The sequence below is a fragment of the Pedobacter paludis genome, from assembly GCF_003173575.1.
Lineage (GTDB): Bacteria > Bacteroidota > Bacteroidia > Sphingobacteriales > Sphingobacteriaceae > Pedobacter > Pedobacter paludis.
Map to the genome: position 1 here is coordinate 105,543 of NZ_QGNY01000008.1, position 25,894 is coordinate 131,436.

At 34.5% G+C, this 25,894-nt stretch carries 26 protein-coding genes; 7 read left to right on the forward strand and 19 right to left on the reverse strand.

Annotated elements, in window-relative coordinates; translation table 11 throughout:
- Positions 1–44: 44 nt before the first annotated feature.
- Together DF947_RS19350 and DF947_RS19355 are read left to right on the forward strand one after the other, a co-directional pair.
- Complete coding sequence (locus tag DF947_RS19350; protein WP_109932039.1) at positions 45–1,613, forward strand: hypothetical protein; 1,569 nt, start codon at positions 45–47, stop codon at positions 1,611–1,613.
- Between the two features lie 30 nt (positions 1,614–1,643).
- On the forward strand, positions 1,644–3,050 hold the full coding sequence (locus DF947_RS19355; RefSeq protein WP_109932041.1) for a DUF5723 family protein: 1,407 nt from the start codon (positions 1,644–1,646) through the stop codon (positions 3,048–3,050).
- A 2-nt stretch (positions 3,051–3,052) separates the two neighbouring features.
- Here the strand turns inward: DF947_RS19355 and tsaB are convergent, their stop codons facing one another.
- The 8 genes from tsaB to DF947_RS19395 all read right to left on the reverse strand — a co-directional run bounded on the left by tsaB (position 3,053) and on the right by DF947_RS19395 (position 7,688).
- Positions 3,053–3,742 (reverse strand): tRNA (adenosine(37)-N6)-threonylcarbamoyltransferase complex dimerization subunit type 1 TsaB, encoded by a 690-nt coding sequence (gene tsaB / locus DF947_RS19360; RefSeq protein WP_109932043.1) that lies wholly within the window; start codon positions 3,740–3,742, stop codon positions 3,053–3,055.
- 60 nt (positions 3,743–3,802) lie between these two features.
- A complete protein-coding gene (gene yidD, locus DF947_RS19365) occupies positions 3,803–4,033 on the reverse strand; it encodes a membrane protein insertion efficiency factor YidD (protein ID WP_109932045.1) in 231 nt (76 codons plus the stop codon).
- A complete protein-coding gene (locus DF947_RS19370) occupies positions 4,017–4,415 on the reverse strand; it encodes a ribonuclease P protein component (RefSeq protein ID WP_109932047.1) in 399 nt (132 codons plus the stop codon). Before DF947_RS19370 ends, yidD begins: the two co-directional genes overlap by 17 nt.
- A gap of 67 nt (positions 4,416–4,482) precedes the next feature.
- Entirely contained in the window at positions 4,483–4,641 is a 159-nt protein-coding gene (gene rpmH, locus DF947_RS19375) for a 50S ribosomal protein L34 (protein WP_010601723.1), read from the reverse strand.
- 155 nt (positions 4,642–4,796) lie between these two features.
- Complete coding sequence (locus DF947_RS19380) at positions 4,797–5,531, reverse strand: LytR/AlgR family response regulator transcription factor (RefSeq protein WP_109932049.1); 735 nt, start codon at positions 5,529–5,531, stop codon at positions 4,797–4,799.
- Positions 5,509–6,570, reverse strand: coding sequence for a sensor histidine kinase (locus DF947_RS19385; RefSeq protein ID WP_240615423.1), 1,062 nt, complete (start codon positions 6,568–6,570; stop codon positions 5,509–5,511). Before DF947_RS19385 ends, DF947_RS19380 begins: the two co-directional genes overlap by 23 nt.
- A 6-nt stretch (positions 6,571–6,576) precedes the next feature.
- A complete protein-coding gene (locus tag DF947_RS19390; protein ID WP_109932051.1) occupies positions 6,577–6,912 on the reverse strand; it encodes a DUF4288 domain-containing protein in 336 nt (111 codons plus the stop codon).
- 11 nt (positions 6,913–6,923) lie between these two features.
- Positions 6,924–7,688, reverse strand: coding sequence for a LiaF transmembrane domain-containing protein (locus DF947_RS19395; protein WP_109932053.1), 765 nt, complete (start codon positions 7,686–7,688; stop codon positions 6,924–6,926).
- 130 nt (positions 7,689–7,818) lie between these two features.
- On the opposite strand from DF947_RS19395, the gene DF947_RS19400 reads away from it, so the two are divergent.
- Positions 7,819–8,691 carry a ChaN family lipoprotein gene (locus tag DF947_RS19400; protein WP_109932055.1) on the forward strand — a complete coding sequence of 291 codons (873 nt, stop codon included), beginning with the start codon at positions 7,819–7,821 and terminating at the stop codon, positions 8,689–8,691.
- 38 nt (positions 8,692–8,729) lie between these two features.
- Here the strand turns inward: DF947_RS19400 and mscL are convergent, their stop codons facing one another.
- A complete protein-coding gene (mscL, locus tag DF947_RS19405) occupies positions 8,730–9,119 on the reverse strand; it encodes a large-conductance mechanosensitive channel protein MscL (RefSeq protein ID WP_109932057.1) in 390 nt (129 codons plus the stop codon).
- 166 nt (positions 9,120–9,285) lie between these two features.
- Here mscL and rpoN point away from each other — a divergent pair, with 166 nt between their 5' ends.
- A complete protein-coding gene (gene rpoN / locus DF947_RS19410; protein WP_109932059.1) occupies positions 9,286–10,758 on the forward strand; it encodes an RNA polymerase factor sigma-54 in 1,473 nt (490 codons plus the stop codon).
- A gap of 93 nt (positions 10,759–10,851) precedes the next feature.
- Here rpoN and DF947_RS19415 read toward each other — a convergent pair whose 3' ends face one another.
- The 5 genes from DF947_RS19415 to DF947_RS19435 all read right to left on the reverse strand — a co-directional run bounded on the left by DF947_RS19415 (position 10,852) and on the right by DF947_RS19435 (position 16,932).
- Positions 10,852–11,865: a PorP/SprF family type IX secretion system membrane protein gene (locus tag DF947_RS19415; protein WP_109932061.1), complete on the reverse strand. Its 1,014-nt coding sequence runs from the start codon at positions 11,863–11,865 to the stop codon at positions 10,852–10,854.
- Between the two features lie 2 nt (positions 11,866–11,867).
- Positions 11,868–15,362: a PKD domain-containing protein gene (locus DF947_RS19420; protein WP_109932063.1), complete on the reverse strand. Its 3,495-nt coding sequence runs from the start codon at positions 15,360–15,362 to the stop codon at positions 11,868–11,870.
- Between the two features lie 261 nt (positions 15,363–15,623).
- On the reverse strand, positions 15,624–15,827 hold the full coding sequence (locus DF947_RS19425; RefSeq protein WP_109932065.1) for a hypothetical protein: 204 nt from the start codon (positions 15,825–15,827) through the stop codon (positions 15,624–15,626).
- Between the two features lie 58 nt (positions 15,828–15,885).
- The gene (locus tag DF947_RS19430) at positions 15,886–16,026 is read right to left on the reverse strand and encodes a Sec-independent protein translocase subunit TatA/TatB (protein ID WP_109932067.1); all 141 of its coding nucleotides are present in this window, start codon (positions 16,024–16,026) and stop codon (positions 15,886–15,888) included.
- Between the two features lie 51 nt (positions 16,027–16,077).
- Positions 16,078–16,932, reverse strand: coding sequence for an HD domain-containing protein (locus DF947_RS19435; RefSeq protein ID WP_109932069.1), 855 nt, complete (start codon positions 16,930–16,932; stop codon positions 16,078–16,080).
- Positions 16,933–17,153: 221 nt separating this feature from the next.
- On the opposite strand from DF947_RS19435, the gene DF947_RS19440 reads away from it, so the two are divergent.
- Both DF947_RS19440 and DF947_RS19445 read left to right on the forward strand, forming a co-directional pair.
- Complete coding sequence (locus DF947_RS19440) at positions 17,154–17,807, forward strand: TetR family transcriptional regulator C-terminal domain-containing protein (RefSeq protein WP_109932071.1); 654 nt, start codon at positions 17,154–17,156, stop codon at positions 17,805–17,807.
- A 6-nt stretch (positions 17,808–17,813) separates the two neighbouring features.
- On the forward strand, positions 17,814–19,124 hold the full coding sequence (locus DF947_RS19445; protein WP_109932073.1) for an ABC1 kinase family protein: 1,311 nt from the start codon (positions 17,814–17,816) through the stop codon (positions 19,122–19,124).
- Here DF947_RS19445 and DF947_RS19450 read toward each other — a convergent pair.
- Positions 19,121–19,477: a response regulator gene (locus DF947_RS19450; protein ID WP_109932075.1), complete on the reverse strand. Its 357-nt coding sequence runs from the start codon at positions 19,475–19,477 to the stop codon at positions 19,121–19,123. The genes DF947_RS19445 and DF947_RS19450 overlap by 4 nt on opposite strands.
- Positions 19,478–19,709: 232 nt before the next feature.
- Between DF947_RS19450 and DF947_RS19455 the strand changes: the two genes are divergently transcribed.
- Entirely contained in the window at positions 19,710–20,312 is a 603-nt protein-coding gene (locus DF947_RS19455) for a GIN domain-containing protein (protein WP_109932077.1), read from the forward strand.
- 69 nt (positions 20,313–20,381) lie between these two features.
- Here the strand turns inward: DF947_RS19455 and DF947_RS19460 are convergent, their stop codons facing one another.
- Genes DF947_RS19460 through DF947_RS19475 form a run of 4 tightly spaced genes read right to left on the reverse strand, consistent with a single transcriptional unit; the run spans position 20,382 to position 25,879 of the window.
- Entirely contained in the window at positions 20,382–21,911 is a 1,530-nt protein-coding gene (locus tag DF947_RS19460) for an aspartyl protease family protein (RefSeq protein WP_109932079.1), read from the reverse strand.
- Positions 21,912–21,932: 21 nt separating this feature from the next.
- Positions 21,933–23,558 carry a S8 family serine peptidase gene (locus DF947_RS19465; protein WP_109932081.1) on the reverse strand — a complete coding sequence of 542 codons (1,626 nt, stop codon included), beginning with the start codon at positions 23,556–23,558 and terminating at the stop codon, positions 21,933–21,935.
- 33 nt (positions 23,559–23,591) lie between these two features.
- Positions 23,592–25,016: a TlpA family protein disulfide reductase gene (locus DF947_RS19470; protein ID WP_109932083.1), complete on the reverse strand. Its 1,425-nt coding sequence runs from the start codon at positions 25,014–25,016 to the stop codon at positions 23,592–23,594.
- Between the two features lie 2 nt (positions 25,017–25,018).
- A complete protein-coding gene (locus tag DF947_RS19475; RefSeq protein WP_109932085.1) occupies positions 25,019–25,879 on the reverse strand; it encodes a putative zinc-binding metallopeptidase in 861 nt (286 codons plus the stop codon).
- Positions 25,880–25,894 lie beyond the last annotated feature (15 nt).

Sequence of the window (25,894 nt, forward strand, 5' to 3'; positions counted from 1 at the left end):
TTCTTACTAATCGATGTAATAAATTAAATTTGTTGCACAGACACATGAAAAGAATAATAATTTTATTAACTGGCTTGGTAATAGGCGTGGCAGCAATGACCTACGTATATTTTTCAAAATTAAATAATGAGAACGATGCGAAAGATTTAGCTTTACAATCGGCAACCAACAATGCAGCTTTGCTTTTTTCTTTCCAAAACGACAAAAGTTTTTACCAGATAATTGAAGGTCAGAGTTTAATACAACAGGTGCTGGGTGCTGAAAAAACTACTCTTTTAAAGCAATTAAAAGAGATTATAATTAGCGACAATACGCTGAATTCATTCATAAAGGATCAGGAAGTTTACATTAGCGTGCTTCCAGACTCAGACAAAACCCTGAACTTTTTAATAACACTACAGGTTCAGCCTGATAAATCGATCAAAGACTTTTACAGCCAGATAAAAAGCAAATCTACCGTTGTTGCCAATTTGAAGGACGTTTATTCGGTTAAATTGAATGATAGTCTATCTGTTTTTGTTGGCATGGATGGTCAGGTTCTTACAGCTTCCACCTCATTGAAACTGATAAAAGATGCCTCCATTAGATTAGAGGAAAATCCTTTTACCGAATACATCAAAGAAAACAATCTGCTCAATAAAAACGTACTGGCGCACATCTATATCAACTTTAATCAAGCGCCGCTCCTGCTTAAAAATATTATCGCCGGAAACATAAATGGAGAAATTTCCTTATTTAACAAGCAAAATAGCTACGCAGCATTAAACTATAATTTCAGCAAAGAGAAAATTTTATTTAATGGTTACACTGAATTAAAAGCTGAAGATAATTACTTAAAAATCTTTGAAAATACACCAACTCAAAATATTTCCATTAACAATATTCTTCCAGATAATACAGCAAATTACGTTTTGTACGCTTTTGATGATTATAAAAATTGGATCAAGAAACTGAACATCTGGCAAGAAAGAAAAAAAGAAGACCTAAACGCCAAAAAGATTATCGGAAATGTAAAAAGCAATTATAGGGTTGATCTAAATAATATTTTTCCAGTTTACTCAAAAAATCAGTTTATAATTTTTCAGCTGAGTACAACCGAAAAACTTGCGGCCATAGCTTTGAGCGATGGCGAAAAAGTAAAGCAACTTTTGCTTGATGTAAGCGCAGATTACAGTGAGGAAATTCGGCTATTCAAATCTTCAGATATCCTTTTTAGCTACTATGGAGAGCCATTTAACAAATTCGGAAGACCGTATTATACCATAATTGACAACAATCTTGTTGTGGCGAATAACGCAAGTACAATACAATCTTTTTTAAATAATTATAGGAATAACAGGCTCCTGATTCAAAATCCAGCTTATCAGGATGCATTAAATCAGATTTCTAGCACATCTAACGTGAGCTATTATATCGGCACTAAAAACTCTTCTGAAATTTTTAGAAATAATATTTTATTACCGTACTACAAACATTTAAGGGCAGATAGCGGTTTAAAAAGTTTCGATACCTTTTATTATCAGATGAGTGCGGACAAGGGAAAGTTCATTACTAACTTGCTTTTAAACAAATATTTAAAACCAGAAATACCAGATTCTTTAAGCAACCGTTAAATAGTCAAATAAGCCAGAAAACCAATTTACATGAAGAAACTTTTACTTGCCTTTGTAGCAGTAATCAGCTTTACGGCTGTACACGCCCAACAATTTGCTTTATTCGGAACTAAAACGATGTTCGATGCTTTTGAAAACCCTTCTCAAAAATCGTTCACTTTAGATTCTTCGCGAAAATTTTCTTCCAATTTCTTTTTGCCAAATTTTGGTTTTAATGCCGCAAACAAGGGAAGCGCAGAATACATCATAAGAAAGTTAACCCAAGAGGGTAAAAATGATACCAGAACACTTCCAATAGGGACTGGAGAGGTTAATCATTTCTACGAAAACAGTAATATTTATGTAGCCACTTTTCGTCTATTCAAATCCTATAAATATCAAAAGGAAATGGGCTTTGCATGGCAAATTAGGTCTGATTCTCAAATCGATTACACCAATGAAACACTAGCAATCTTTGATACCTATACAAGATTTCCACAATTTACGCAACTTAATGATATCCTAAATACCAAAGGGTACCAACAAACTTATCATCAGTTTAGCTTTACTTATAGAGAGAATTATAATAAAAGATTGGCCTTTGGTGTTAAAGCAAGTTTATTAAGTGGAATTCTTTATAATAAATTGGATATTTCAGATTCCTATCTATACATTAATCCGGAAACCAATTCTTTGGATATTGGACTTGCTGGAGTATATTCTGCAAATTTTTCTGATACCAAGGAAATAGACAAAAAAAAATTCTTTCCAAATTTTAAAAACCCAGGACTTTCTTTAAGCTTTGGAACCAATTACACAACTAAAAAAGGCTTGTTTTTAATGGCCAATGTAAAAGATCTAGGATTTATTTGGTGGCGAAGCAATACCACCAGAACAACTGCGAATGCCTTTAAAACCATCAATAATATCGCTTTTAACCAAGGAAATACCAATGAAGAAATAAAGGATATTTTTCTTTTATCGGAAGAGAGCAATAAATTTTTAGCACCTACAAATGCAAAAATAGATGTTTATATGTCTAAAGCTTATGGTTTCTACAAACCAGCACTCGCTGTATCTAAAAATCTTTTTTATAAGGGTGGCGATATTGCTTTCATAAATACTTTTAAGTATAATGATTTTTCTGGGAGTGTAACGCCGCTTTATAACCTGAACAACATTTTTATGGTTGGTTTACAGGCAAAGTATCAAACACCAAATTTTGAAATGTTTTTAGGAACGGATAATCTTTTATCTACCGCAAGCCAGATTAGTGGGGTTATCAAAAACGATGCAAACATTGGATCGGGACCTAATGGAGGTTCTTTTTATATGGGAATAGGCATCAAGTTTGGTGATGTAGTTAACCATCCTCAATTTAGCGATGTAATGCCTGGCATTAACGATAATGAGGGAAGTTTCTTTAAAAATCTTTTCTCCATTTTTAAGAGGAAATAATTTTAAGTCTTTTGCTTCTTCGGTTGGGTAACAACAAAATCTTTTAGGTAGAAAGGCTCGAAATAAGCTACATCTTCAAAAAGTCTTTTTGTGAAAGCATGCTTTGCTAGTAACGACATGTTGCCAGCGGAATTAAAATTATCTTCGCAAAAGAAAGCATTAGGGCTATTTAAGGCTACTTTACACTTCGAAGAACCATCACCAATGAATGTTATTTTCTGGTTAGCCAAAAACTCAGAAAAGCTACTTGCATCAATAATTTTTGCTGATGTTGGTTCTAAAATTTCTAAATCAGTATTAAACATTGCAGTATAAACTTCCATCCTTCTCGCATCAATCATTGGACAAATCAAACCAGAATAGTTAGAATTTTTAATCAAAAATCCGGCAGTCATCATTTCTAACGTTTCAATTGCTATTAATGGAATATCGAGTGCATAGCATAATCCTTTAGCAGTTGAAACACCAATTCGTAAACCTGTATAAGAACCCGGGCCTTTGCTTACCGCAATTGCATCTAAATCTTTAAATGTTAAATCGGCTTTTTTAATAACCTCTTCAATAAAAAGGGTGAGGTTACCAGCATGTAAATTCTGCCCTGTTTCTTCTTTAACGGCAATAGTTTTTCCATCAATTGATACCGCTACAGAACATACTGAAGTTGCCGTTTCTATTTGAAGTATTTTAGCCATGGTGCAAAGATAAGTGAAAGGTTAGAAGATTGAAGCCCCAGCTTCTATTTTTGAATTGATTTAAGGAACGGGATCATGCCCATGGCTTCCCCAGGGATGACAACGACCAATTCTTTTTAATGCCATCCACCCGCCTTTAAATGGCCCATATTTTCTAATGGCTTCAATTCCATATTGCGAACAAGTTGGTGTAAAACGACAATTTGCCCCGAGCATTGGTGAAATTGCATATTGATAAATGCGAATTAAACCCAAAAAGAACCAGCCGAAAATTTTATTGATGATTTTCATTGGGTTGAATTAAGTTTTGAAAACGCTTGAAAGTAGCGATCAGTTTTTTCTGAATAAATTCAAACTCATACTTATCTTTCCCAACAAACTGGATAGAAAACAACAACAAGCCTTTATCTGTTGGCAATTGATTATAGAAGTTTTCTTGTTTATTTAAGCGATAAGCCTCTCTGATGCGTCGTTTAAGTAGATTACGATCTACTGCTCTTTTATATCTCTTTTTTGGAACATTGATAACCACTTGAGCCTGAACATCGGCCGGTAGATCAATAAAGATATAAGAAATGCGAAATGGATATAATAAAAAAGAAGAACCGTTTTTAAACAGCAGATCTAAATATTTTCTGCTGCATAACCGTTCTTCTTTCTTGAATGTGTACATATATTTTTGATTGATAAATGCAGAATCTGATCTGCCGATTCCGATTGATCGGAAAAGCAATCAAAAATTATGCTTTATGCTTGCGTTCGTCAGAAACTGTTAATCTTTTTCTTCCTTTAGCACGACGTGATGCTAATACTCGTCTGCCGTTAGCTGTTGCCATTCTTTCGCGGAAGCCGTGTTTGTTTCTTCTCTTTCTTTGCGAAGGTTGGTATGTTCTTTTCATGACTGTATATTATCTATTATAATTTCAAAATTAAGAGGTGCAAATATAAAGCGATTTCTCTACATATGCAAGAGTGTTTTATTTTTATTTTTCTGTTTGAAAAGCAAATGTAGCAAATCTTGCCCGAATTTAATTCCATTACTGCATAAAAGAGCTTACAAGCCCAACGCAGCTTTTAATTTAACATAACCGGTTTTACTAACAGGTAACCAAATGTCCGATTTAAGGAGCACAACGTAACTGTCTTTTTCTTTGAGTTCTATTTTGGTAACCTGAGCAAGATTGATAATATACGATCGATGAATGCGAATAAATTGTCCGGCATCTAAAGTCTGCTCAAAATAAGCCATGGTTTTATTTTTGTAGAAAGCTCCATCAATGGTACTAAGCTTAACATAATCATCATCAGCTTCAAGATAATTTATATCTGCAACCGGAATAATTTTAATTACGCCATCTTTTTTAACTACTACTCTATTGTTTTGCGCAGGTGTTAACGCTGCCGCATTTAGTACTGCTTCGGTATTTTCTGTTTGATTAAGTTTTGATGGAAGCTTTTTTATTGCTGCATCAAACCTACTTTTATCTATGGGTTTAAGAAGGTAATCCACGGCATTAACTTCAAAAGCTTTGATGGCATATTCATCAAAAGCTGTGGTAAATATAACGGCGGGCTTTTCCTCTACGAGCTCGAGCATTTCGAAACCGCTTATTTTAGGCATTTGGATATCCAGAAAAATCAAATCGGGCTTGTGTAGGGTAATTGCCTTTAAGCCTTCAAAACCATCACAACATTCTGCTATTACTTCAATTTCTGCATGATCTGAAAGGTAATGTTTTACGATATCTCTGGCTAAAGGCTCATCATCAATTAGTATGGTCCTGATCATTTTTTTGTGGAATTTTTAGAGTGGTAATATATAAATTATTTGCCTCAATTTCGGTCTGCAATAAATGTGGATTGGCAAATAAAAGATATAGACGGCGCTTAATAGCGGTTAAACCAAATCCTGTTCCGCCGGTTGCTTTCATTTCTGGATCGAAAGGATTCTCCACCCTCAGCTTTAACAGGCTCTCATCTACCGTTACATCAACCTTAATCGTAATTTTTGAAGAAGTATTGTATAATCCAAATTTAATCGCGTTTTCTACGATCGGCTGCAACAAAGTTCCGGGCAAACATAGATTTAAAGTATCATCTGCAACGTTAACCTCAATATTTAAACGATGACTAAATCTAACTTTTTCGATATCCAGATACAGTTGAATGTATTCCATTTCTTCTTCTACAGAAACCCATAATTCATCATCACGTTTTAAAGTTCCACGTAAAAAGGAGGCTAATTTGGTAATCATAACACCAGCTTCTTTTGGGTTTACCATAGTGAGGGCAAACACAGAATTTAAGCTGTTGAACAAAAAATGTGGCTGAAGCTGATGTCTAAGTTTATTTAATTCGGCCTCTTTAGCCAAGCTTTTTGCAGCAGAGAGCCTTTGTTGTGTTTCAGATTGTTCTTCTAACCTATACCATAAAATATTAGCGAGTGCGCACCAGCCAAGACACATAAAAGAGATTAAACCACGAAAAGGAAAAGAGAAATTGTAAAAATCGAGATAGTCTTTATAATCAATAAAAATATAGTGCAGGGCATATTTAGAAATATATACAATAACAAGGGTTAGCGCTAGCGTAACAATTAACACATACAAAATCCTTTCGTTTTTGGGCTGATAATAGCCAAGCATATTGCTAATGCTTATGCAGGCCACAGCAAGAAGAAAATTATTAACAAAACTATCGGTAAAGGAAATTGACCACGAAAAGTTTACAAAGTAATGTAAACCAATAGCGCACAAAACAATCCACGAGATTGCAAAACCTAATGATGTTTTCTGAATTTGGGGAATGGTTAATGGTCTAGTTATCACTGTTTCTTAGTTATATTCTGTGAGCAATCTGGTTCTGTGCGCTACATTTTCAAGGTATCTTTCTACAGATTTTGGTTCTAAAATTTTTGCGGCGACTTCTACCCCATCTTCTGGCTTAGTAATCTCGATTAAGCTGCCGATTCCCAAAAATTCCCAATTTACTTGTTCACCATTACAATTTTTAAAAGGGAGATTATACTTATTTGCATTTTGATTTATCTTTTCTAGTGCTTCTAACCTACTATTGGCCTGAAGCAACCTTATTTGTTCGTTAAATTGTGGCGAATGTTTGCCCTCACCACATACAACCCGATAAATACAATTTACTGAAAACCATTTCATAACAAAGGGATTTAAAAACTTCTAATTTCGATACCGCCAAACATTGCTGTACCATCTAATACCAAGGTTTTTTGAATTTCTCCGTTTGGCATCATATGAGATCTTTTATCTTCTACACTTCCAAACAATGCGGTAACGTTCGATTTTATGGCCCAGTTTTGTGGAACTACTAATTTTATTCCACCAAATACTGCGGTAACATCTAACGAAACACTTTCAGCAAAATCTGATTGTGTTAGGTTAATATCTGCACCACCGAAAACTGCGGTAATGTCGCCACCTTTAAAATTTTTTGAGTAAACAATCTGATGACTTCCGCCAAAAACAGCTGTAACATCAATAATATCGTTATTAAAAGCATTTTTATCCTTGGCTTTAAATGCTGAGGAATCGTCGTTTTCGCTAAATTGATCTTTAAAATTGGCCTTAAATTTTTTCTTGTCGAAACTAGATTTAGGTCTTAAAATTAGAAACCCGCCAACAATTACCAACCCAAATCCGAGCGCATATTTAGAAATGTCCAAATCGAGTTCCGGTATGCGCTGTAAGGTATTGTAAGTTCCAATTAAAACCAACACAAGCCAACCTATTCCTTTAAAATTGCTTCTAACACCAATAAACAGACCCAATACGATTAAAAAGGTATGCCAACTGAAAAGCCATCTTGGAATATTAAGGCCGATGTTATTGAGCAAAAATGCAAGTCCGATGATGATAATTAATGCACCGCTCCAAACCCTGCTAGAATTTTTATTTATGTTATTTAGATTTTCCATTTGTGTTCATATTAATAATTAAAAGTATCTATAAAAATTAACCTGTTAAACCAAGAACCCACAAGAAAAGGTTAAATAACGGTAAGTGTCGCTATTTCATCGGTGAAAATTATTTTCCTATTTTGAGGACATGAAATTTATTCTTTTAATATTCGCCATAACGCTCCCACTTGGCATCTTCGCACAGGATATAAACACAACATATAAAATTTATGATGTGAGAAAACAAAAAATGATTTCTCTTGATCATATTGTTTTAGATATGGATAAAGCCGATGTTCTATTTTTTGGAGAAGAACATAATGATTCCATTGGGCACTTTTTGGAGGCTGAGCTGCTTAAAAGGCTAAACGAAAAATATCCTCAAAAGGCAGCATTGAGTTTAGAAATGTTCCATACCGATGTTCAGCCAATTGTTAACGAATATTTAGCAGGTGTAATTTCTGAGAAAAACTTTATAAAAGAAAGCAGGGCCTGGGGAAATTATACGGATTATCGTCAAGCTATTGAATATGCAAAGCAAAATAAACTGAGCGTAATTGCTGCAAATGCTGCTGCCCGTTATAGCAATGCCGTTACCATGGGTGGTTTAGATGTTTTGAAAAATTTTCCTGAAACATCTAAAATATTTCTTCCGCCAATACCTGTTGATACTGCGACGGGTAGATATAACGAGAAGTTTATTGAAACTTTGGGTGGCCATAATATGGGATCGATGAAGATTTATCAAACCCAAAATTTTTGGGATGCTACAATGGCTTGGTCTATCGCAAAATTTGCAAAGACAAATAAAGGAATCAAAATTTTACAACTTAACGGCCGCTTCCACAGTGATGAAAAACTTGGAACGCTGGCCAAGCTAAAAAACTATGCACCAAAGCTAAAAACTTTAAATATTTCATCTTTCCCTGATGAAAGTTTTGAAAAACCAGATTGGGAAAAATTCAAAAATTTAGGCGATTATGTTATTATAACCGATCCGAAAATCAAAAAGAGCTATTAGAAAAAAGGTTCGCAAATGCTTGCGAACCCTTTTAAATATTATGCTTTTGTTTTAAGCAAATCTCTTATTTCTGTCAAAAGAACTTCTTCTTTTGTTGGTGCTGGAGGCGCAGAAGGTGCCACTTCTTCCTTCTTTTTAATGTTATTTACTGTTTTAATAATAATAAATAAAACCAACGCAATGATGATAAATGAGATTACCTGAGAAAGAAAATTACCATATTTAATCGCAGTACCAGCAATAGTAAGTTTACTTAAATCTTCTAAACCCGCAGCTTTAAGTGCTGGACCCAATACTGCCGGAGTTATAATGTCTTCGACTAAAGAGCTAACTATTTTACCGAATGCCGCTCCAATAATTACACCGACTGCTAAATCGATTACGTTGCCTTTTACGGCGAAATCCTTAAATTCTTTTACAAATCCCATTTTTACAAAGTTTTAGAATGATTTATTTACTAAAGTAATAAAGATTAAATTTAATACAAATGTTTAGGCAAAAATTTAAAACCGAACATATAAACAGCATTTATTCTATTGTAGGAAATATCTGAGATGATTTGTTTATTTTTGCCCCTATTCTTTTATATACAATATGCTAAAGCAACATTTACAACAAAAATTATTACAGAAGTTATCGCCCCAGCAAATCCAATTTATTAAGCTGCTACAGGTGCCAACTGTTGCCTTAGATACCCGTGTAAAAGAAGAATTGGAAGATAACCCTGCGCTTGAAGATCCAAGTTTAATGACTGCTGACGAGCCTAAAGGCGAATATGACGATCTTAATGATGGGCCTGATGACTATGAAAAATCTTCTGAAGACAATAGCATGGATGAGTTTAATGTAGATGATTATCTGCAGGATGACAACACCAACGATTACAGCACCAATTATAATAACGGTGATGATGATGACGAGAAAAAGGAGACACCAATCGCAATTGAAAGTACTTTTTTTGAAAGTTTACAAGAACAACTAGATTTAATTCCGCTATCGGATCAAGATTTTATCATAGGAAAACAGATTATTGGAAGCTTAGATGATGATGGTTATTTACGCCGCCCGCTAGGTTCTATGATTGATGATTTGGCCTTTTCTCAAAACGTAATGGTTGAAGAGGAAGATGTTTTAGAAATGCTACGGTTAATCCAAAGCTTCGATCCTCCAGGAATTGGTGCAAGAGATTTAAAAGAATGCCTGCTTATCCAGTTAAAAAGAAAAGATGCAAATAATCCAATTATAGTAAAAGCCATGAATGTGGTTGAAAATTATTTGGATGAATTTACACGTAAACATTACGATAAACTCGAAAAAAGCTTAGGTTTAGATAGTGAGGAACTAAAAGAAGTTGTTAATGAAATTCTTCGTCTAAATCCAAAACCAGGTGATGCTAATCAAGTTACCACCAAACAAATGCAAATTATTCCTGATTTTCACATCAGTAATAATGATGGTATTTTAATCCTAACGCTAAATTCAAAAAATGCACCAGAATTAAAGGTAAGCCGCTCTTACCAAGAAATGTTCGAGCATTATGACAAGGCATCGTCGAAAGATAAAAAACTTAAAGAAGCCGTTCAGTTTGTTAAGCAAAAGCTGGATTCTGCAAAATGGTTTATCGATGCGATAAAACAAAGACAGCAGACCTTGCTCAAAACCATGAATGCAATTATGCATTACCAGTATGAGTATTTTTTAACTGCTGATGAACGTAAAATGCGTCCGATGATTTTAAAAGATATTGCGGATAAAATTGATATGGATATTTCTACGGTATCCAGAGTTGCGAATTCTAAATACGTACAAACAGAGTTTGGCACATTTTTATTAAAATCTTTCTTTTCTGAAGCCATTCAAACAGAAAATGGTGAGGAAGTTTCCAATAAAGAGGTTAAAAAAATTCTGGAAGATTGTATTGGAAACGAAGATAAGCGCAAGCCTTTGGCAGATGAAAAACTAACCGATATTTTAAAAGAACGAGGTTATAATATTGCCAGAAGAACTGTCGCAAAATATCGTGAGCAAATGAATATCCCGGTTGCAAGGTTAAGGAAAGAACTTTAATTGGTTGGTTAGTTTTTTGGACGCTGGTTATTTAGTTTATCAATAAGACCCTAACCCAAACACCGCAAAAAACCAATCACCTAATCAACTACTTTACCACATTTTAATGTAAGAAGGCACTTTATAGATATTGTTCAGTAATAATCCTAAAACAATTTCGTGACTTCCGTTACTTACCTGATTTAAGTCAGAAGTGGTAAAATCGTAAGAATAGGTCAGATTTACCATTTTACCGATATTAAACCCAGCCATGGCCGAAAAGGAATCATCTTTACGATAGCTTCCGCCCAGCCAAACCTTATCTTTAAAAGCAAACTTCATGTTTAAATCTACTGATACTGGGGATGGAGATACATATTTCACCATGATGGATGGAATAGCGGCAATCTCATCATCAACAAAAAATTTATAACCTGCGGTTGCAAAAACGTGCGGAACTTCTTTTCCCTGATTATAAGACTCATCTCCTGTAAAGCTTAGCTTTTGAGGTAAAATCTGTTGGGCAGATAAGCCAGCAAACATGCGTGCGCCGTATAACCATAAACCAATACTTACATCGGGCTTTACCTGTGTTACCAAAGCTCTTGATAAAATTGGATCGATTGGATTTTCGAATGATAATGCATTCACATCTAACGCAATTCTCGAAATCCCCGCTGCAACACCTACCGATAAATTAAAATTATTGCTCAATTGTAAATGATAAGCGTATGTTACATTGGCATCTAACCGAGATAAGGGACCTGTTTTATCCAATACGGCAGTAACTCCCATCCCATGGTGGGCTGGAGATGACATATAGTTCTGTGTATAATTCCGATCCATTGGGTTACCGGTTTGCTCGGGAAACGAGGTTAAGGCATTACTCCACAACTGATTATCGCCCAAAGCCCAGTTTGCCGATACGAATGAGGTTTGAGGCGCATCGCTAATTCCTGCCCATTGTTTTCGGTAACCCGCTTTAAAATCGAGATAATTCTCTATTCCAGACAATGCAGGGTTAAGCAAATATTGGTTAAAAATATATTGCGTGTACTGTGGCTTTTGCTGCGAAAAACCTTCGTAGGAAAGAATAGTAAGGGCTAATAATACAATTAACTTTTTCAATTTTATCTAATTATAGTGAGAGGTCCTGATACAGATTTACGCCCATTTCTTGGGTTGATAATATAATAATAAACTCCGACAGGTAAAGGTACATTTTGAAAGTTACCATCGAAAGGAATTTTGTATCCATTACTAAAAAATACCCTAGTTCCATTCCTGTTAAAAATTTCGACAGTTGCATTTGGATAGGTATCTAAGTATTGAATATTCCAAACATCATTTATATTATCGCCATTAGGTGTAAAGGAATTTGGTGGTGTTAAAGCCTGAAGAACTTTTATGGTAACTGACGATGTAGCTGTGCAACCTTCATCTGTAGTAACTACAAGCGTATATTCAGTATCTTTTTCTGGTGATGCGATTGGATTTAAGATATGATCATTGCTTAAACCCAAAGATGGTGTCCATTTATAGGTTAAGTTATCGCCCTCTGCCGTTGCGGGAATTTTGGTTTCCCCTCCAGACAAAATATAAATTGGAAATCCGGCATCAGCAGATGGAGATTTGTAAACATTTATAGTTTGCGTAATAAAAGCTGGACAACCATTAGCTGCTATAAAAGTATAGGTAATGGTATGTGTTCCAACATCAACTATTTTTGGATTAAAATTACCCGCTTCGTCTATACCCTCTCCCGAATAAACCCCTGTACCAAAAATACCGGAAGTTTCCCTAGCCTGTGTAATAACAACAGAACCATCATTCTGGCAGGCCGCTGCAAGCTCTGCAAACTCCAACTGTGGGGCGGGTTTAAGCGTAATTTCTGTCTCTTTAAATTTAAAGCAGGTTTCTCCTGAATAGGCAACCAATCTGATGGTATATTTTTTATCTGCCAAACCACCAAAAGATGGATAGGTTAATTTAATATCATCACTTGTGGGGTTAAGTATGGTGATGAAATCTTCTGGCGCATTGATAAAATCCTTATAAATAAAAAGCTTGGTTATCTTACCAAAAAATGCATTCGAAGTGTTATTAATTATGACATCCTGATTGCTGCAAAGGCTATTTTCATTTTTTATTGTAAAATCGGCCTTCTCTACTGCTCCGTTAACAGTAAAATCTTGGGTTTTAACTGAAATACAACCATTTGCATTCGTAATTTGCAAGGTTACTTTGTATGTACCCGCTACAGAATAATTATGTTTCCCATCTTTAGTAGTGGTTACATTTGGATTGGCAGGTGTAGAATTGGCTATATCACCAAAGGTCCATTGATATGTAAAAACACCATTCCCTCCAGCAGCATCAACTGATTTATTTGAAAATATTGCAAAAGCATCACTCAAACAAATATCTGGAAGAGAAAAATCTGCAATTGGTAAATCTGTTATCACAATATTGGATGTAACAACATCACTTACACAATCGTGTGCGGATGTGGTTGTTAGTTTTATTGTATAACTGCCAGGAGATGTATATTGATGGTTAAAGGGTGCTGAGGTAGTTCGATCTACAGGGATACTTCCATCCCCAAAATCCCAATGCCAATTTTTTATCGTGTTGGGTGATAATGTACTACTAATTGTAGATTGATCAGTTAGCAAAACATCGGTATTTGTGCAACTTAATATAGGTGCCGTAAATTTAGAAACAGGTAAAGGATAAATACTTACAACTTTAATTGGTGTTGGATCAGAATAACATCCGGTTCCCGATTTAACAGATAAAGTGACATTATAATTGCCTTCTCCATCATATTGGTGTTTTGGATTTTGATCTGTTGAAGTTTTTCCATCGCCAAAATCCCAGAGCCAATTGGTTATGGCAAAGTCAGCTGAATTCGAAGTGCTTTGGTCGGTAAAAGCAACATCAGATTTTGCACAGCTTGTTTTCGCTACATTAAACTTAGCTGTTGGCAAATCGTAAATTGTAAATACATAATTGGTAACCAAGTCCCCACTTACACAGTTGGATGCATTGTTTGGAACATGCGCAACAACACCTAAATGGTATTCGCCCGTGGTTGTATAAATTTTATTTGCCGGATAACGATAAATATAAGTTTTTTGACCATTGGTTGTTTTAATTTCCGGTACAGGGTTTAAGGTGATCACTTCTGCCTCGCCATCCAAAGTCCAGGTTATTTTATCTGGCTGATATGGAAGATTTATCTTAAAATCAACTTCTGAGCCAATGCAGCCATTAGGATTTTCTTCATTCTTAGCTTCATTAACTACGGTTAAATAGTTGTTCGAAGAAAGGTTTGTCCCTGCAGAATAAGAATAGGATTCGGCTTGTCCAAAACCATAGGCAATTGCATTAAAACCTTCGTCGGCAGTTAGGGTTAAACTATTTGAGGTTACCGTAATCTGTGCATAAGCATAAGTTGGATTCCCTGTTAAGGGCTTCCAGGTAACCGCAGGAGCTACACCATTAATTTTAAATGTTCCGGTTTTATTGGCTCTGATTAAAATATTAAGATATCTAACCGCTATTGCCTGCAAAGTAGAAGAAAATACCGTTACTGCTTTTATGTTAAATTCTATCGGATTCAAAATTACCATTTCTGGATCTCCGAGCAGATTTGTTCCATTAACAGAAGAGCAACTTTGCGTTAAAGAATACTGCGCAACACTGATTAACTTATCTGAAGTAATAAAAGTAGGTTCAGTTAAAATAGAACTTTCGTAAAAAGCACCTTTATTTAAAGTTATGGTTTGGCCACCAAGGTTTACAATTGTGTTATCATCCTGAGCTAAAATCCTAAGAATATAGCGGCGATCAATAAAAGGAACAATTCCATAATTTCTGCCCCAGCTTACTGTTGGGTAAAGTTGTTGATATAAAGGGTCTTGAGATCCTGAACAGGCGATCATTACAACAGAAGAACCTGAAAAAGCCGCAAAGCGTTTACAGGAAGAAGTAGCTGGATCCGATTCTACATATACACCTGTTAAATCGGAGTTTGTACTACCAACATATTCATAAACATCGCCCGCATTAACCAGCGTTACTGTTTTAACCGTACCACCTTTTTCATGAATTAACAAAGTAGTATTGGCTTCTGCAGCAACCAAAGCAAGAAAATTATTTCCACCTGCCGATTGCGTATAGTTCATGGAATAATAGGTTTGCCCTAGCGTTTCAAAGGGCAAAATTAAGGATGCCGCCGATCTTGCACCTGCATAAATATGCGTATAAGCAGAAACTTTTGGCATACCATCCGTAACCTTTATATGAATTCCTCTATTGATAAGGTTTGTATTGGCCTCGGCTAAATTTACATAGGCCGCATTTCGATCTACATCGAACTGAACTGCCGTGTTTGCAGGGATTGTCTTGGTAGATGTGTAAGCGCCGCAACTTACTGTAACCTCAGTATTAAATTTGGAAGTAACAAAAACGGCAAGGTTGGCCAATGTTGCTTGACTATTGGGCACATGCGTAGGAAATACAGCCCAAAAATTGGTTCCCTCATTAGAAATATTTTGACCTAGTACGCGGGAAGTAAAGGATACAAATAAAATTAAAATAAAGAGTACAACCTTATTCATTTCTTACTTGTATTGTTTGGGAGTATGATGCATTTTTTGTCAAAACAGGAATGCAATATACCATTTATGAAATACAACAAAAAACAAGTTTATAAAAATTAACACTTTTAACAATCAAAAAGCATTAGGTTGATGTAAAACTCTAGAGGGTTGATGTAAAAAAATATTTAAATAGCTTATAATTCAATATTCAAAACAGGTTTTAGACCGAGAAAAATAATACAAGCTTAAGCTAGTCTTATCCAAGAAAATAACATTCAATTAGCCTTGATCTGATTGATCGCCACTTCCATACTTTTTAGAAAAATCCTCAGCCTTTTCATCAGCAGAAATATCGTTATGTGCTTTAGGCTCTAGGTTTTCATCTAAACGATCGTTCCAATCGTTTATTCCCTGTTCAGGATTTTCTGCCTTATCTTTTGAGTTGTCATTGCTAGCCAAATCGAGGTCTTTTTTAATATCCATTTTTTATAATTTAATTTCAATTAAAGAACAGCTAAAAAGCAATAAAGTTTGTGGCAACCTATTTAACGGGAGGCTCGTCCTTTCCGGCTTTAAATTCCCTTACACTTTTACCAATTCCCTTCATCAGTTCAGGTAATTTTTTACCGCCGAAAATCAATAATATTACAACACCAATTAAGATAATTTCTAAAGCAGACATGGTTTTCCTTTTTTACAATATACGCCAAATAATATAATTTGGGTTAAATGATTAAGCAACTAAAACATTTAAAGTTCTGTCTTTAACTTTAGGCACTGCTCCATTCCTCATAAATTCTGCAAAACCACGAAGTTGTTTTATCGATTTTATCGCTTCGTAACCAGCAAAATTGCTTCTTATTTTATTTAACAACATGGTATCGGTTTTAAATAGATCGCCTTTTGTTAAAATCCCTTTTTTTATAAAATCTTTAATTATTTCTGCCATTTTACCATTTGCATATAAATAAAGCGGCAATTTAAATACTTCGTTATTTAGCTTTTTAAAAGATAGATTGATCCAGTCAGCATCAGCTTCTGTTGTAACAGCAATTTTTCCGTTTTTCAAAATTATAGAACTTAAAAACTGTTTTGCTCTTTGTCTGGAAAAAACACCGGCATAAATCCCATCTCTTAAAGTATAATCCAATCTATCGGCGCAAAGCAAAGGCAATGGTTGTTCAAGAATAGTAAACTTACCGGTAACAATTTGTGCAATAGAATAACCATGATTGTTTAAAACCTGAGGAATTTCTGAATTTGTTACAACCTCATCAAAAATTTGCTCGTGGTAATTTTCATCGGTATTATCAAAAACATAATCTCCTACATGAGAAAAAGCAGTATGCGAAACATCATGCAATAAACCCGCAATTTGCTCTAGCTCCGAGCCTCCAAGCAAACGAATGAGCATCATTACACCAATTGCATGTTCTAAACGAGAATGACAAATATCTGGATTAACCAGATATATGGCTCCGCTTTGGTGTACTCCGGCTAAACGTTTTAAAGCATCGGTATTTAATAAATCTTCAAATACTTGAGGGAATTCCATTTTACCATACAAAAAATCATTTAGTTGAATCATATCATTCGCATTAACAAATTATCAATAAACAATATTACTAAAAATTTTAGTATTTAAGAACATTAAATTTCCACAAAAAGACTTAATAAACTAATTTAATTGGCTAACAAACTAACTTTCAAATATTTTGAAAATGATTATTACAATGCAATGATTGAGAAAACTTACCCAAACAAAACCAAGTTTGTAAATTAACCGTTATAAATTAAAAAGAAACCAAAATGGCAACGGCTCAACAAATCAGAAATGCATATCTCGACTATGTTTTAACAAACAACGAAAAACCAAAAACAGTTTACAGTTTTGTTAAGAAATTGAAAATTACGGAAGCAGATTTTTATCAGTTTTTCTCATCTTTTGAAAGTATTGAGAAAACAATCTGGTTTGAACTGACCCACGATACGATATCCAAAATCAAAGAACAAGAGGTTTGGAGTCAATATACGTCAAGAGAAAAAATGCTTTCTTTCTTTTATAGTTATCTAGAAAATTTGAAGAACGAAAGAAGTTTTATTATTTATAGCCTGAAAAATTATAAAGGTAAATTTTCTACACCTGATGTACTTGCAGGCGTAAAACCAATTTTCGAAAACTTTGCTGAAGACATTATAACTGAAGGATTGGAGAGTGGAGAATTGGCCGAACGCAAATTTTTAAGTAAGCGCTATAAAGATGCCTTATGGATTCAGTTTGCATTTATTGTTAATTTTTGGGTAAACGACGATAGTGAGGGCTTTGAGAAAAGTGATGAAGCCATTGAAAAAGGCATTAACGTAACTTTCGATCTTTTTCAACACTCTCCTATTGATAATTTATTAGAATACGGGAAATTTTTATCCAGAAATGGAAAATTTAAAGAGAGAATGGGGTTTTAAAACTGAATGAAAACACAACAGAGTATTCCAACAACAAAGGTAGAACGTTCGGCAAAATTTGTTAAAACAGGTTTTCAGATTGGCGGAAATTATATAAAACATTATTCAAAAAAGCTTTTTAATCCAGATTTGGATAGAGAGCAGCTTAATGAAGATAATGCAACAGATATTTACAAATCTTTAAGTGAGCTAAAAGGCAGTGCACTTAAAATTGCGCAAATGTTAAGCATGGATAAAAACATGTTGCCAAAATCTTACGTTGATAAATTTACACAATCGCAATACAATGCGCCTCCATTATCAGGGCCGCTAATTGTTAGAACGTTTTCCAAAAATTTTGGCAAAACGCCAGAAAACATTTACGATAGCTTTAATTTAACATCAAGCAATGCGGCATCAATTGGCCAAGTTCATCAGGCTACATTAAATGGAAAGAAATTAGCCGTTAAAATTCAATACCCTGGTGTTGGCGATAGTATTTCATCAGATTTAAAACTGGTAAAACCATTTGCATTTCGGTTATTGGGCATGTCTGAAAAAGACTTAAATGTTTATATAAAAGAAGTTGAGGAACGCTTGCTGGAAGAAACAGATTACGAATTAGAGGTTAAGCGCTCAATCGAATTTTCTGAAGCCTGCAAAAAGCTTGATCATGTCGTATTTCCAAAATATTATCCAGAATTATCTGGAAAAAGGATTATTACGATGGATTGGATTGAGGGCCTGCATTTAAAAGAGTTTTTAAAAACAAATCCGTCGCAGGAATTAAGAAATAAAATTGGACAGGCACTTTGGGACTTTTATAATTTTCAGCAACACGAATTAAGGGCTGTACATGCAGATCCGCATCCAGGAAATTTTATGATTACGCCAGAAGAAAATCTCGGTGTAATTGATTTTGGTTGCATTAAAGAAATGCCTGATGATTTTTATTACCCCTTTTTCTCTTTAATTTCTACTGATGTAATTAACGATCGGGACAAAACGATAGATGCTTTTAGAAAACTGGATATGATCCATAAGGATGATACCCCAGCCCAAATCGAATTTTACTATAAATCTTATAAAGAAATGATCGAGCTGTTTGCGAAACCTTACATAAGCAAATCTTTTGATTTTAGTAAGCCAGAATTTTTCGAACGGTTATATGCGTACGGAGAAAAGATATCTAAAATGCCCGAATTTAAGCAAGCCCGCGGGGTTAAGCATTTCATTTATGTAAATCGTACCAATTTTGGTTTGTATACCATTTTACACGAATTAAACGCTACTGTAAATACAGATACGTTTAAGCCAACTTTAGAAAAAGAATTTTAAGCATTTTTCTTTACAACATCTACCATGTGATCAATATCAAATGGCTTTTCGATGTAATCATCTGCCTTGCAGTCTTCAGCCTGTTGGGGTAATTTATTGGATGTAGAAGTTAATACTGCGGAAATGTCTTCAGTTTCAGGATCAGATTTTAATTCGTTAATAATTTCTGATCCTTTTTTTGTGCCTTTAATATGGTCGTCAATAATAACTATGTCGGGTTCAATCTCCTCTATCTTTTCTATCGGTTCGGTTGTTAGTGATGCTGTAACATCAAATCCCTCCTCATCCAAAACTTGATCCATAATGTCTAGGATATCTTTATTATCCTGAACGAGAACAACTTTTTTCTTCATAAGATTTTACAGGGCTAAAATTATGCTTAAAGATAATAAAAAGTATTATCTCAAAACAATTCTTCTATTATTTTACAAAACTCTAAAGATTATAAAAATTTTGGTCTTTAATAATTGCCCGTTCGTCGATTAGTTTATCGCGATAGTATAAAAGCGGCGAAATGCCTGCAACGTTTTTTAAAAGGCAACGTCTTATCAACAAAACCTTAAGAAAATTTTAAACCAAAATATTATGAAAACCTCAATCAAAACCCTAATCGCATCATCATTAACAGCTATTGTATTATCTACAGCTATGTTTACCACAAGTGTATCCGCTGCTGATAAAATTAAAAAAACAGTATCTGCGCCAACTAGTTTTAAAAGAGTTTCTGTAAAAGGAAATGTAGAAATTGTATTGGTTCAAAGAAGTACGGAAGGTGTGGCTTATGCTGAAGACAATGCAGGTAAAGTGAGTATTACGCAAGAAGGCGATATTCTTCGTATTAACTCAACAGATAAAAATTACACAAAACTTATTGTTTATGTAAACAACATTTTTAGAATTGAAGCTTCGGAAAATGCGGTTGTTAAAACTGAAGGAAAAATTACAACAAAATATCTTCAGGTATTTTTAAAAGGAAATGCTCACGCGGATTTAAATACGAGCACCGAAGGATTATACACTGTAATTAAAGACAATGCCGATTTAAAATTAAGTGGATCTACCGACAACCACACTTTGGTTATGGGTAAAACACCAAAATTAACAATGGAGAGATTTGCTGCATTAAAAACCAATATAAGCGCTATTGAAACTAACGCGGTAGAAAAAGAAGTTGCTGTATTAAACTAATAAGCAAACACACAAATGCAAGAAAGGCTTTTTGATTTGATCAGAAAGCCTTTTGTTTTTTGGAACGATTTAAATATCGAACTTCTTTAATTCAATTTTTATCTTTTGCTGGTTGCGATTAACTTCTAATGGCACTTTATTTTTTGAAAGCGTCCTTAACAGTTGGGTAATCTGATCTATAGATTCTGGAGTTATGTTATTGATTTTTAAAAGCTCATCTCCTTTTCTTAATCCAGCCTGATAAGCTAAGCCTTTTTCATCGACGCTTTTAGCTACAAATTTATCTCCATCTTTTTGAAACCCCAAGCCCAAGGCATAAAGAGGAATCAATGGCGTATCAAATATTTTATTGGGACTTATGGCTATAAAACCTAAACTATAATTAAATAATATATTGAATTTCCCGATAATCGCCATGCCCATTAAACCGTGTTGCGTAAATCCATAGGGCGATTGTTCTGCGGGTAAATCTAAAGCCACTGTTGGGTTTTTAACTTTAAGGCCAGCTACAGATATACTGTTGACCATTCCAACCTCTGATTTGGAAACAGCACCACTTAAATCCATTGAGGCAGAGCTGCTTTTGTTTTTAAGTTTATCGATTAAACCCAAAGTATATGCGTTTAAGAAGTAATTACCATAAATGGCTCCGCCAGCTCCACTATCGAATGTAAAGCGGGTTTTATAATCGACATCATTTACATTTAAAACTACATCAACCTTTGGGATATTTCCGCTTAATGTAATTGGCAAAACATTTTTGTAAGAATTTTTTAAATCTCCGAATGAGTAGATATCCATTTTGCTATTATCCAGATTTACTGAAACTTGATAATCTTTCAATAAGTCAAAGCCAATTATTCCGTCCATTTTATGACCAACTGCATTTTGCAAACCAGTTAAATCGGCAATTACAGCTTGTTTGCCCAAAACTTTAACACCACCTAAACTCATATTTAAAGTATCGATGGTTTTAAAACTTCCACCATTACCCGCAGTTTTGATATCTGTTTTATTTTGACTAGCCTTAAGATTCAGTTTTTCTGCAAGTTCTTTATTTATTGATGTTGCACCAGCACCACTATCAAATAAAAAATCGTAAACCTTCGCATCAATTGAAATTTGAACAAACATCATTCCTGATGAACGTTGAATTGGAACCGTAGAAAGTAATTTAGCAGGCAAAAGTTCCTGGGCAATTGGATCGGTCATTCCCATTAACTGCTCAAAATGACCAATTCGCTCAAACATTAAATATTTGTTTAAGCGCACCCATGAAACCATCTTTGGTCCACTTTTTGGCACTGCAGTTTGTTGGGCGTAAATACGGTCATTCTTTTTTATGATCTGGCTATAGTAAACGGTATCCAATTGAACAGGATTAATTAACTGTGGCAAAACATTCTTCAAGTTCTGATCTCTAAATTCGGCTACGTGAAAATTCTCGTCAAGCATACTTCCAATATCCTGTAAATTGTGAGCCTTTAAGCTTTTGCCAAAAACCGTTAATGCATACTTTATCTGAACATCTGTTGGTTGCGTTTGGGCCGAACACAATTTTGCTAAACCTACAAATGCAATAAATAGAATCTTTTTCATTTTATCTTTAATTTCAGTTGACTACTTTGTTTGTTTTGATTGTGTATCGGCCAATTTAAGTGCCTGATAAGCATTTACAATTCCTCCTGAAACAGAAAGATCCTGCAGTTTTAATTTCCCTTGCAATTCAACTGGAATAACGGTTACCGTTTGCATAAGGATATTTTTTACTTCTGGTGCTGATAATTTTGGGTAATAAGAACGTATTAATGCGGCAATGCCGCAAACAACAGGCGAAGCCATACTTGTACCATGCATGCCAGAATATTTATTATTCATTTCAGTTGAATACACATCAAAACCTGGTGCAAATAGATCGATTGATTTTTTGCCAAAATTAGAAAAACCCATAATTTCGCCCGCCGGACTTGTTGCGCCTACCGTGATTACGTTACCTGCTTTTTTGCCATTATTATAAAACTGAGATGGATAGAAAACAAATTGATCGGCATTTTCAGTAAAGTTTCCACCACCACGAACAATCAGTACATCTTTTTTCTCTGCGTATTCAATTGCCTCATCTACAAGCGCCTTATGTGGCGAAACCCGTTTACCAAAACTCATATTAATTAATGTTGCGCCATTATCTACCGCATAGCGAATTGCTTTAGCTACATCTTCATCATACTCATCGCCTTGCGGAACTACCACACGAATGGGCATAATTTCTACATCACCAGCAATTCCTTCTATCCCAATTTTATTGGTTCTATCGGCTCCAATTGCACCAGCTACATGTGTACCATGATCGGAGTTTTTAAAATTTAATTGGCCATTACCCCAGTTTTGGCCTGGCTTTAAACCTGCCATAATTATTTCTCTATTATCTTTTAAAGACGAGATATATTGTTGCTGTAAGTTTTTCTTAGCCGCATCAATGGTAAAATCACCGAATTTGTAAACCAAATTAACTGGAAGGTTTGGATTGTATTTTAAAGCCTGGGCTCTCATTTTTAAAATTTCATACAATAAAACCATTTGTTTATCTTCTGTAAACTCTGGTTTAGTATCGTACAAATCCTGAACGGTGATAATTTTATTGGGAAATGTTTTTTTAAGAAAGCGATCTACTGAATCTATTTTACTGGCCAGCTCCTCAGCATTTCCTAAAGCCCTAATAGATTGTGCCAGTGCTGATTTTCTTTTTATCTGGTTAAGATATTTTTTATCGCTAACATTTAGTTTTGTAGTGTCTACATGTTCATAAAGCTTGCTAAGGCGAACAAACTCCCGGTCATCTTCGCTCGTTGCAAATTCGATATTCGTTTTTCCATCCGCACTGCCTAAAAAATTCCATCCATGAACATCATCAATGTAACCGTTATGGTCATCATCTATTCCGTTTCCAGGAATTTCCTTATGGTTTGTCCAGATTACAGACTTTAAATCTTCGTGATTGATATCTACACCAGCATCAATTATGGCTACTACAACTTTTTTAGCTGTTTTACCTTTTAAAATTTCAGTATAGGCCCTATTTACCTCCGTACCATAAACACTATCCTTTTCGATAGAGAGCAAATGCCAGTTTTGAGGATGATTTGTAAACAATTCTTTTTTCTTAGCTGCGGTAAAACCTACTTTTTGCTGTGCGTTTAAGCAAAGCGGTAGCAATAAAACTAAAAATAGTCTGCTAATTTTTTTCATTTTAAAATTGATTTTGGTTCTGTTCTCTTAACGTTATTTTGTTTGCAGAGCGGTTTGTATTAAGGCTTCATATTCAGGTTCTGATGCCTGAGGTGCATGATCTTCGATAATTTTTCCTTGCTTATCTATTAAAATGTACCTCGGAATTCCGGTGATATTATATGCTTTTTCGAATGGAGTTGCTGATTCGTCGCCTGCATGGAGATCAACTCCATTCATTCCCTTAGATTTTAAAAAGCTAATCCATTTATCTTTTGATTTGGCGTTATCCGTAGAAATAGACACGAAAACCACATCTTGATTATTTTTGTATTTATCGCGAAGCTTTAAGAAAAAAGGTAAAGAGTGCATACAAGGTATGCACCAGGTTGCCCAAACATCTATTGCTATAACTTTACCCTTAAAATCGTTTAGGCTTACCATTTTGCCTGATGCATCGGGGATTGAAAAGGCTGGAGCGATGGTATTTTTAGAAACCTTACTGTATTTTTCTCTCAATTCAGTTAAGTTTTTCTTCGTTGCCGTGTCGGTAATCTTCTCAATAGCAATAACCATTACTTTATCCAATTCTGGGCTCCAACCTTTTATCGATAGGTGATAAATAATACTTTGATTAAGTTCTTCGTTAATAACTCTTTCTGCACTTACATTTTTAAGCAGGTATTCCATTTTACCGATAGAGCCGTTGTCAGACAAGTCATCATCCGAGATTTTTGCACCTAGGCTAAGTTTAAGAAATGCATAATAATTACTGATTAACGCTCTTAAGCCAATTATCTTCAGTGAATTAATAGCTTGATCATTAAGTGAAATCCTGTTCAAAACATCGAAATAGCTTTTATCTGACTTAACATCAGGATGCATTCTTAAATATTGAATTTTGGACTCTAGCAAACGGAAATTGTTGTAAAAAGAAGCATATTTATTAATCTCAATATCTTTGGAATTCTTTATGAGTTTTGTTGCAAGCAAATATTGTCCGTTAATTTCTTCTATTGTTTGAAGTCCTTTTTTCTCCTTCACAAAATTTCCCCATGATGTTTCGATTTCACTAATCAATAAGCTGTTAATTGACGATTTTCCAGCAATCTGAATATTTGAACTTCCTTTTTGATCAGTTGCCGCCACATTTTTTTGCGGATTATCTCCACCTAAAACAAATACATTCGATTTTTTTTCAGGTAAAATAATTTCCAGATCTTCATTTGGCTTAACAAAAACTGGATAGTTATCAATCCAGTAAACCAGTGATTCGTTTGACGGGAAATTAATTTCGAACTTACCATTTTCATCGAGCTTAATTGATTTGTACAAAACCCTGCCTTTTGATGAAAAAGCTTCAACAAAAAAACCTGCTGATTTTTCATTTGCCCCAACCCTACTACCGCGAACCTTTGCAGCATAAACTGGTAGTGTAAATAAAACCACCATTAAAAAACTTAAACCTTTTAACTTCATAATTAATTGATTACACCTGCGTTTCCAATGGCTTGTAAATCGACATTATATTTTGTTTTGTAATAATTGATGATGATATCGTACTTCTTTTTTACAAGACCTGCTGTATCATTTGATGGTTTTAATATGGTCGCATCTAATTCGGCCTTCGTTTTCGAAGTAATTAAAGCGATGAATGAAAGAAAATCTCTAGTTGGTCGATTATCCTGTAAGGAAACAACGTAAGACACATAACCGTATGTATAAAAGTTGGTGGCGGTAACACCTGTTTGTGTGTAATTTGTTACGGTTAAAAAATCTGCAGGGATATCTAGTTTCCCTCGATTGTTAATAAAATTGAAAAACTCGACATGTAAATTATTTACATAAGTTTTCTTTTGGGCATCCGTCATACTATCAAATGATGATGAAAAGTTACTCAATGTCATTTGGTTATAACTAGAAAGTACAGTGTAGGTGGTTGTTGGAGATGTTTTGCTTCTTAAATTTTGCCCAAGTAAAACCTTAAATGGTAAAAAGTTTTTCAAAAAAGCATCAGAATAATAATTTAGCCAGTTTTTTTGTACAAAGTTTAAAACTTTCCCTACGTAAGCCTCATCTGCAATATCTACCGTGTAATTATTACCAAAGTTTGCAGTGCTGTACACCGGAGTTGCGCCAAAATCTATTGCACTAAATTTATATAAGAAAAACGTTCCATACTTATTATTAAGATCAACCAATAAGGGATCGTAATCGTGGTTGCCTTGGGGCAATTTGTACTGCACTTCAATGTCTGAAGGTTCTAAAGCTTCTTCCTTTTTACATCCGAAGGTGATTATTGAGATTGCAAATAAGAAGATTATATATTTTAGATTTTTCATGTTCTTTGTTTTAAA

What these genes read in the sequence shown, in the direction of transcription:
- DF947_RS19420 (WP_109932063.1), bottom strand. Translation starts at nt 15,362, where the DNA reads ATGAATAAGGTTGTACTCTTTATTTTAATTTTATTTGTATCCTTTACT.
- DF947_RS19435 (WP_109932069.1), bottom strand. Translation starts at nt 16,932, where the DNA reads ATGATTCAACTAAATGATTTTTTGTATGGTAAAATGGAATTCCCTCAA.
- DF947_RS19460 (WP_109932079.1), bottom strand. Translation starts at nt 21,911, where the DNA reads ATGAAAAAGATTCTATTTATTGCATTTGTAGGTTTAGCAAAATTGTGT.
- DF947_RS19400 (WP_109932055.1), top strand. Translation starts at nt 7,819, where the DNA reads ATGAAATTTATTCTTTTAATATTCGCCATAACGCTCCCACTTGGCATC.
- yidD (WP_109932045.1), bottom strand. Translation starts at nt 4,033, where the DNA reads ATGAAAATCATCAATAAAATTTTCGGCTGGTTCTTTTTGGGTTTAATT.
- DF947_RS19425 (WP_109932065.1), bottom strand. Translation starts at nt 15,827, where the DNA reads ATGGATATTAAAAAAGACCTCGATTTGGCTAGCAATGACAACTCAAAA.
- DF947_RS19455 (WP_109932077.1), top strand. Translation starts at nt 19,710, where the DNA reads ATGAAAACCTCAATCAAAACCCTAATCGCATCATCATTAACAGCTATT.
- DF947_RS19355 (WP_109932041.1), top strand. Translation starts at nt 1,644, where the DNA reads ATGAAGAAACTTTTACTTGCCTTTGTAGCAGTAATCAGCTTTACGGCT.
- DF947_RS19445 (WP_109932073.1), top strand. Translation starts at nt 17,814, where the DNA reads ATGAAAACACAACAGAGTATTCCAACAACAAAGGTAGAACGTTCGGCA.
- DF947_RS19470 (WP_109932083.1), bottom strand. Translation starts at nt 25,016, where the DNA reads ATGAAGTTAAAAGGTTTAAGTTTTTTAATGGTGGTTTTATTTACACTA.
- mscL (WP_109932057.1), bottom strand. Translation starts at nt 9,119, where the DNA reads ATGGGATTTGTAAAAGAATTTAAGGATTTCGCCGTAAAAGGCAACGTA.
- DF947_RS19395 (WP_109932053.1), bottom strand. Translation starts at nt 7,688, where the DNA reads ATGGAAAATCTAAATAACATAAATAAAAATTCTAGCAGGGTTTGGAGC.
- DF947_RS19475 (WP_109932085.1), bottom strand. Translation starts at nt 25,879, where the DNA reads ATGAAAAATCTAAAATATATAATCTTCTTATTTGCAATCTCAATAATC.
- tsaB (WP_109932043.1), bottom strand. Translation starts at nt 3,742, where the DNA reads ATGGCTAAAATACTTCAAATAGAAACGGCAACTTCAGTATGTTCTGTA.
- DF947_RS19465 (WP_109932081.1), bottom strand. Translation starts at nt 23,558, where the DNA reads ATGAAAAAAATTAGCAGACTATTTTTAGTTTTATTGCTACCGCTTTGC.
- DF947_RS19440 (WP_109932071.1), top strand. Translation starts at nt 17,154, where the DNA reads ATGGCAACGGCTCAACAAATCAGAAATGCATATCTCGACTATGTTTTA.
- DF947_RS19430 (WP_109932067.1), bottom strand. Translation starts at nt 16,026, where the DNA reads ATGTCTGCTTTAGAAATTATCTTAATTGGTGTTGTAATATTATTGATT.
- DF947_RS19390 (WP_109932051.1), bottom strand. Translation starts at nt 6,912, where the DNA reads ATGAAATGGTTTTCAGTAAATTGTATTTATCGGGTTGTATGTGGTGAG.
- rpmH (WP_010601723.1), bottom strand. Translation starts at nt 4,641, where the DNA reads ATGAAAAGAACATACCAACCTTCGCAAAGAAAGAGAAGAAACAAACAC.
- DF947_RS19450 (WP_109932075.1), bottom strand. Translation starts at nt 19,477, where the DNA reads ATGAAGAAAAAAGTTGTTCTCGTTCAGGATAATAAAGATATCCTAGAC.
- DF947_RS19380 (WP_109932049.1), bottom strand. Translation starts at nt 5,531, where the DNA reads ATGATCAGGACCATACTAATTGATGATGAGCCTTTAGCCAGAGATATC.
- DF947_RS19370 (WP_109932047.1), bottom strand. Translation starts at nt 4,415, where the DNA reads ATGTACACATTCAAGAAAGAAGAACGGTTATGCAGCAGAAAATATTTA.
- DF947_RS19350 (WP_109932039.1), top strand. Translation starts at nt 45, where the DNA reads ATGAAAAGAATAATAATTTTATTAACTGGCTTGGTAATAGGCGTGGCA.
- rpoN (WP_109932059.1), top strand. Translation starts at nt 9,286, where the DNA reads ATGCTAAAGCAACATTTACAACAAAAATTATTACAGAAGTTATCGCCC.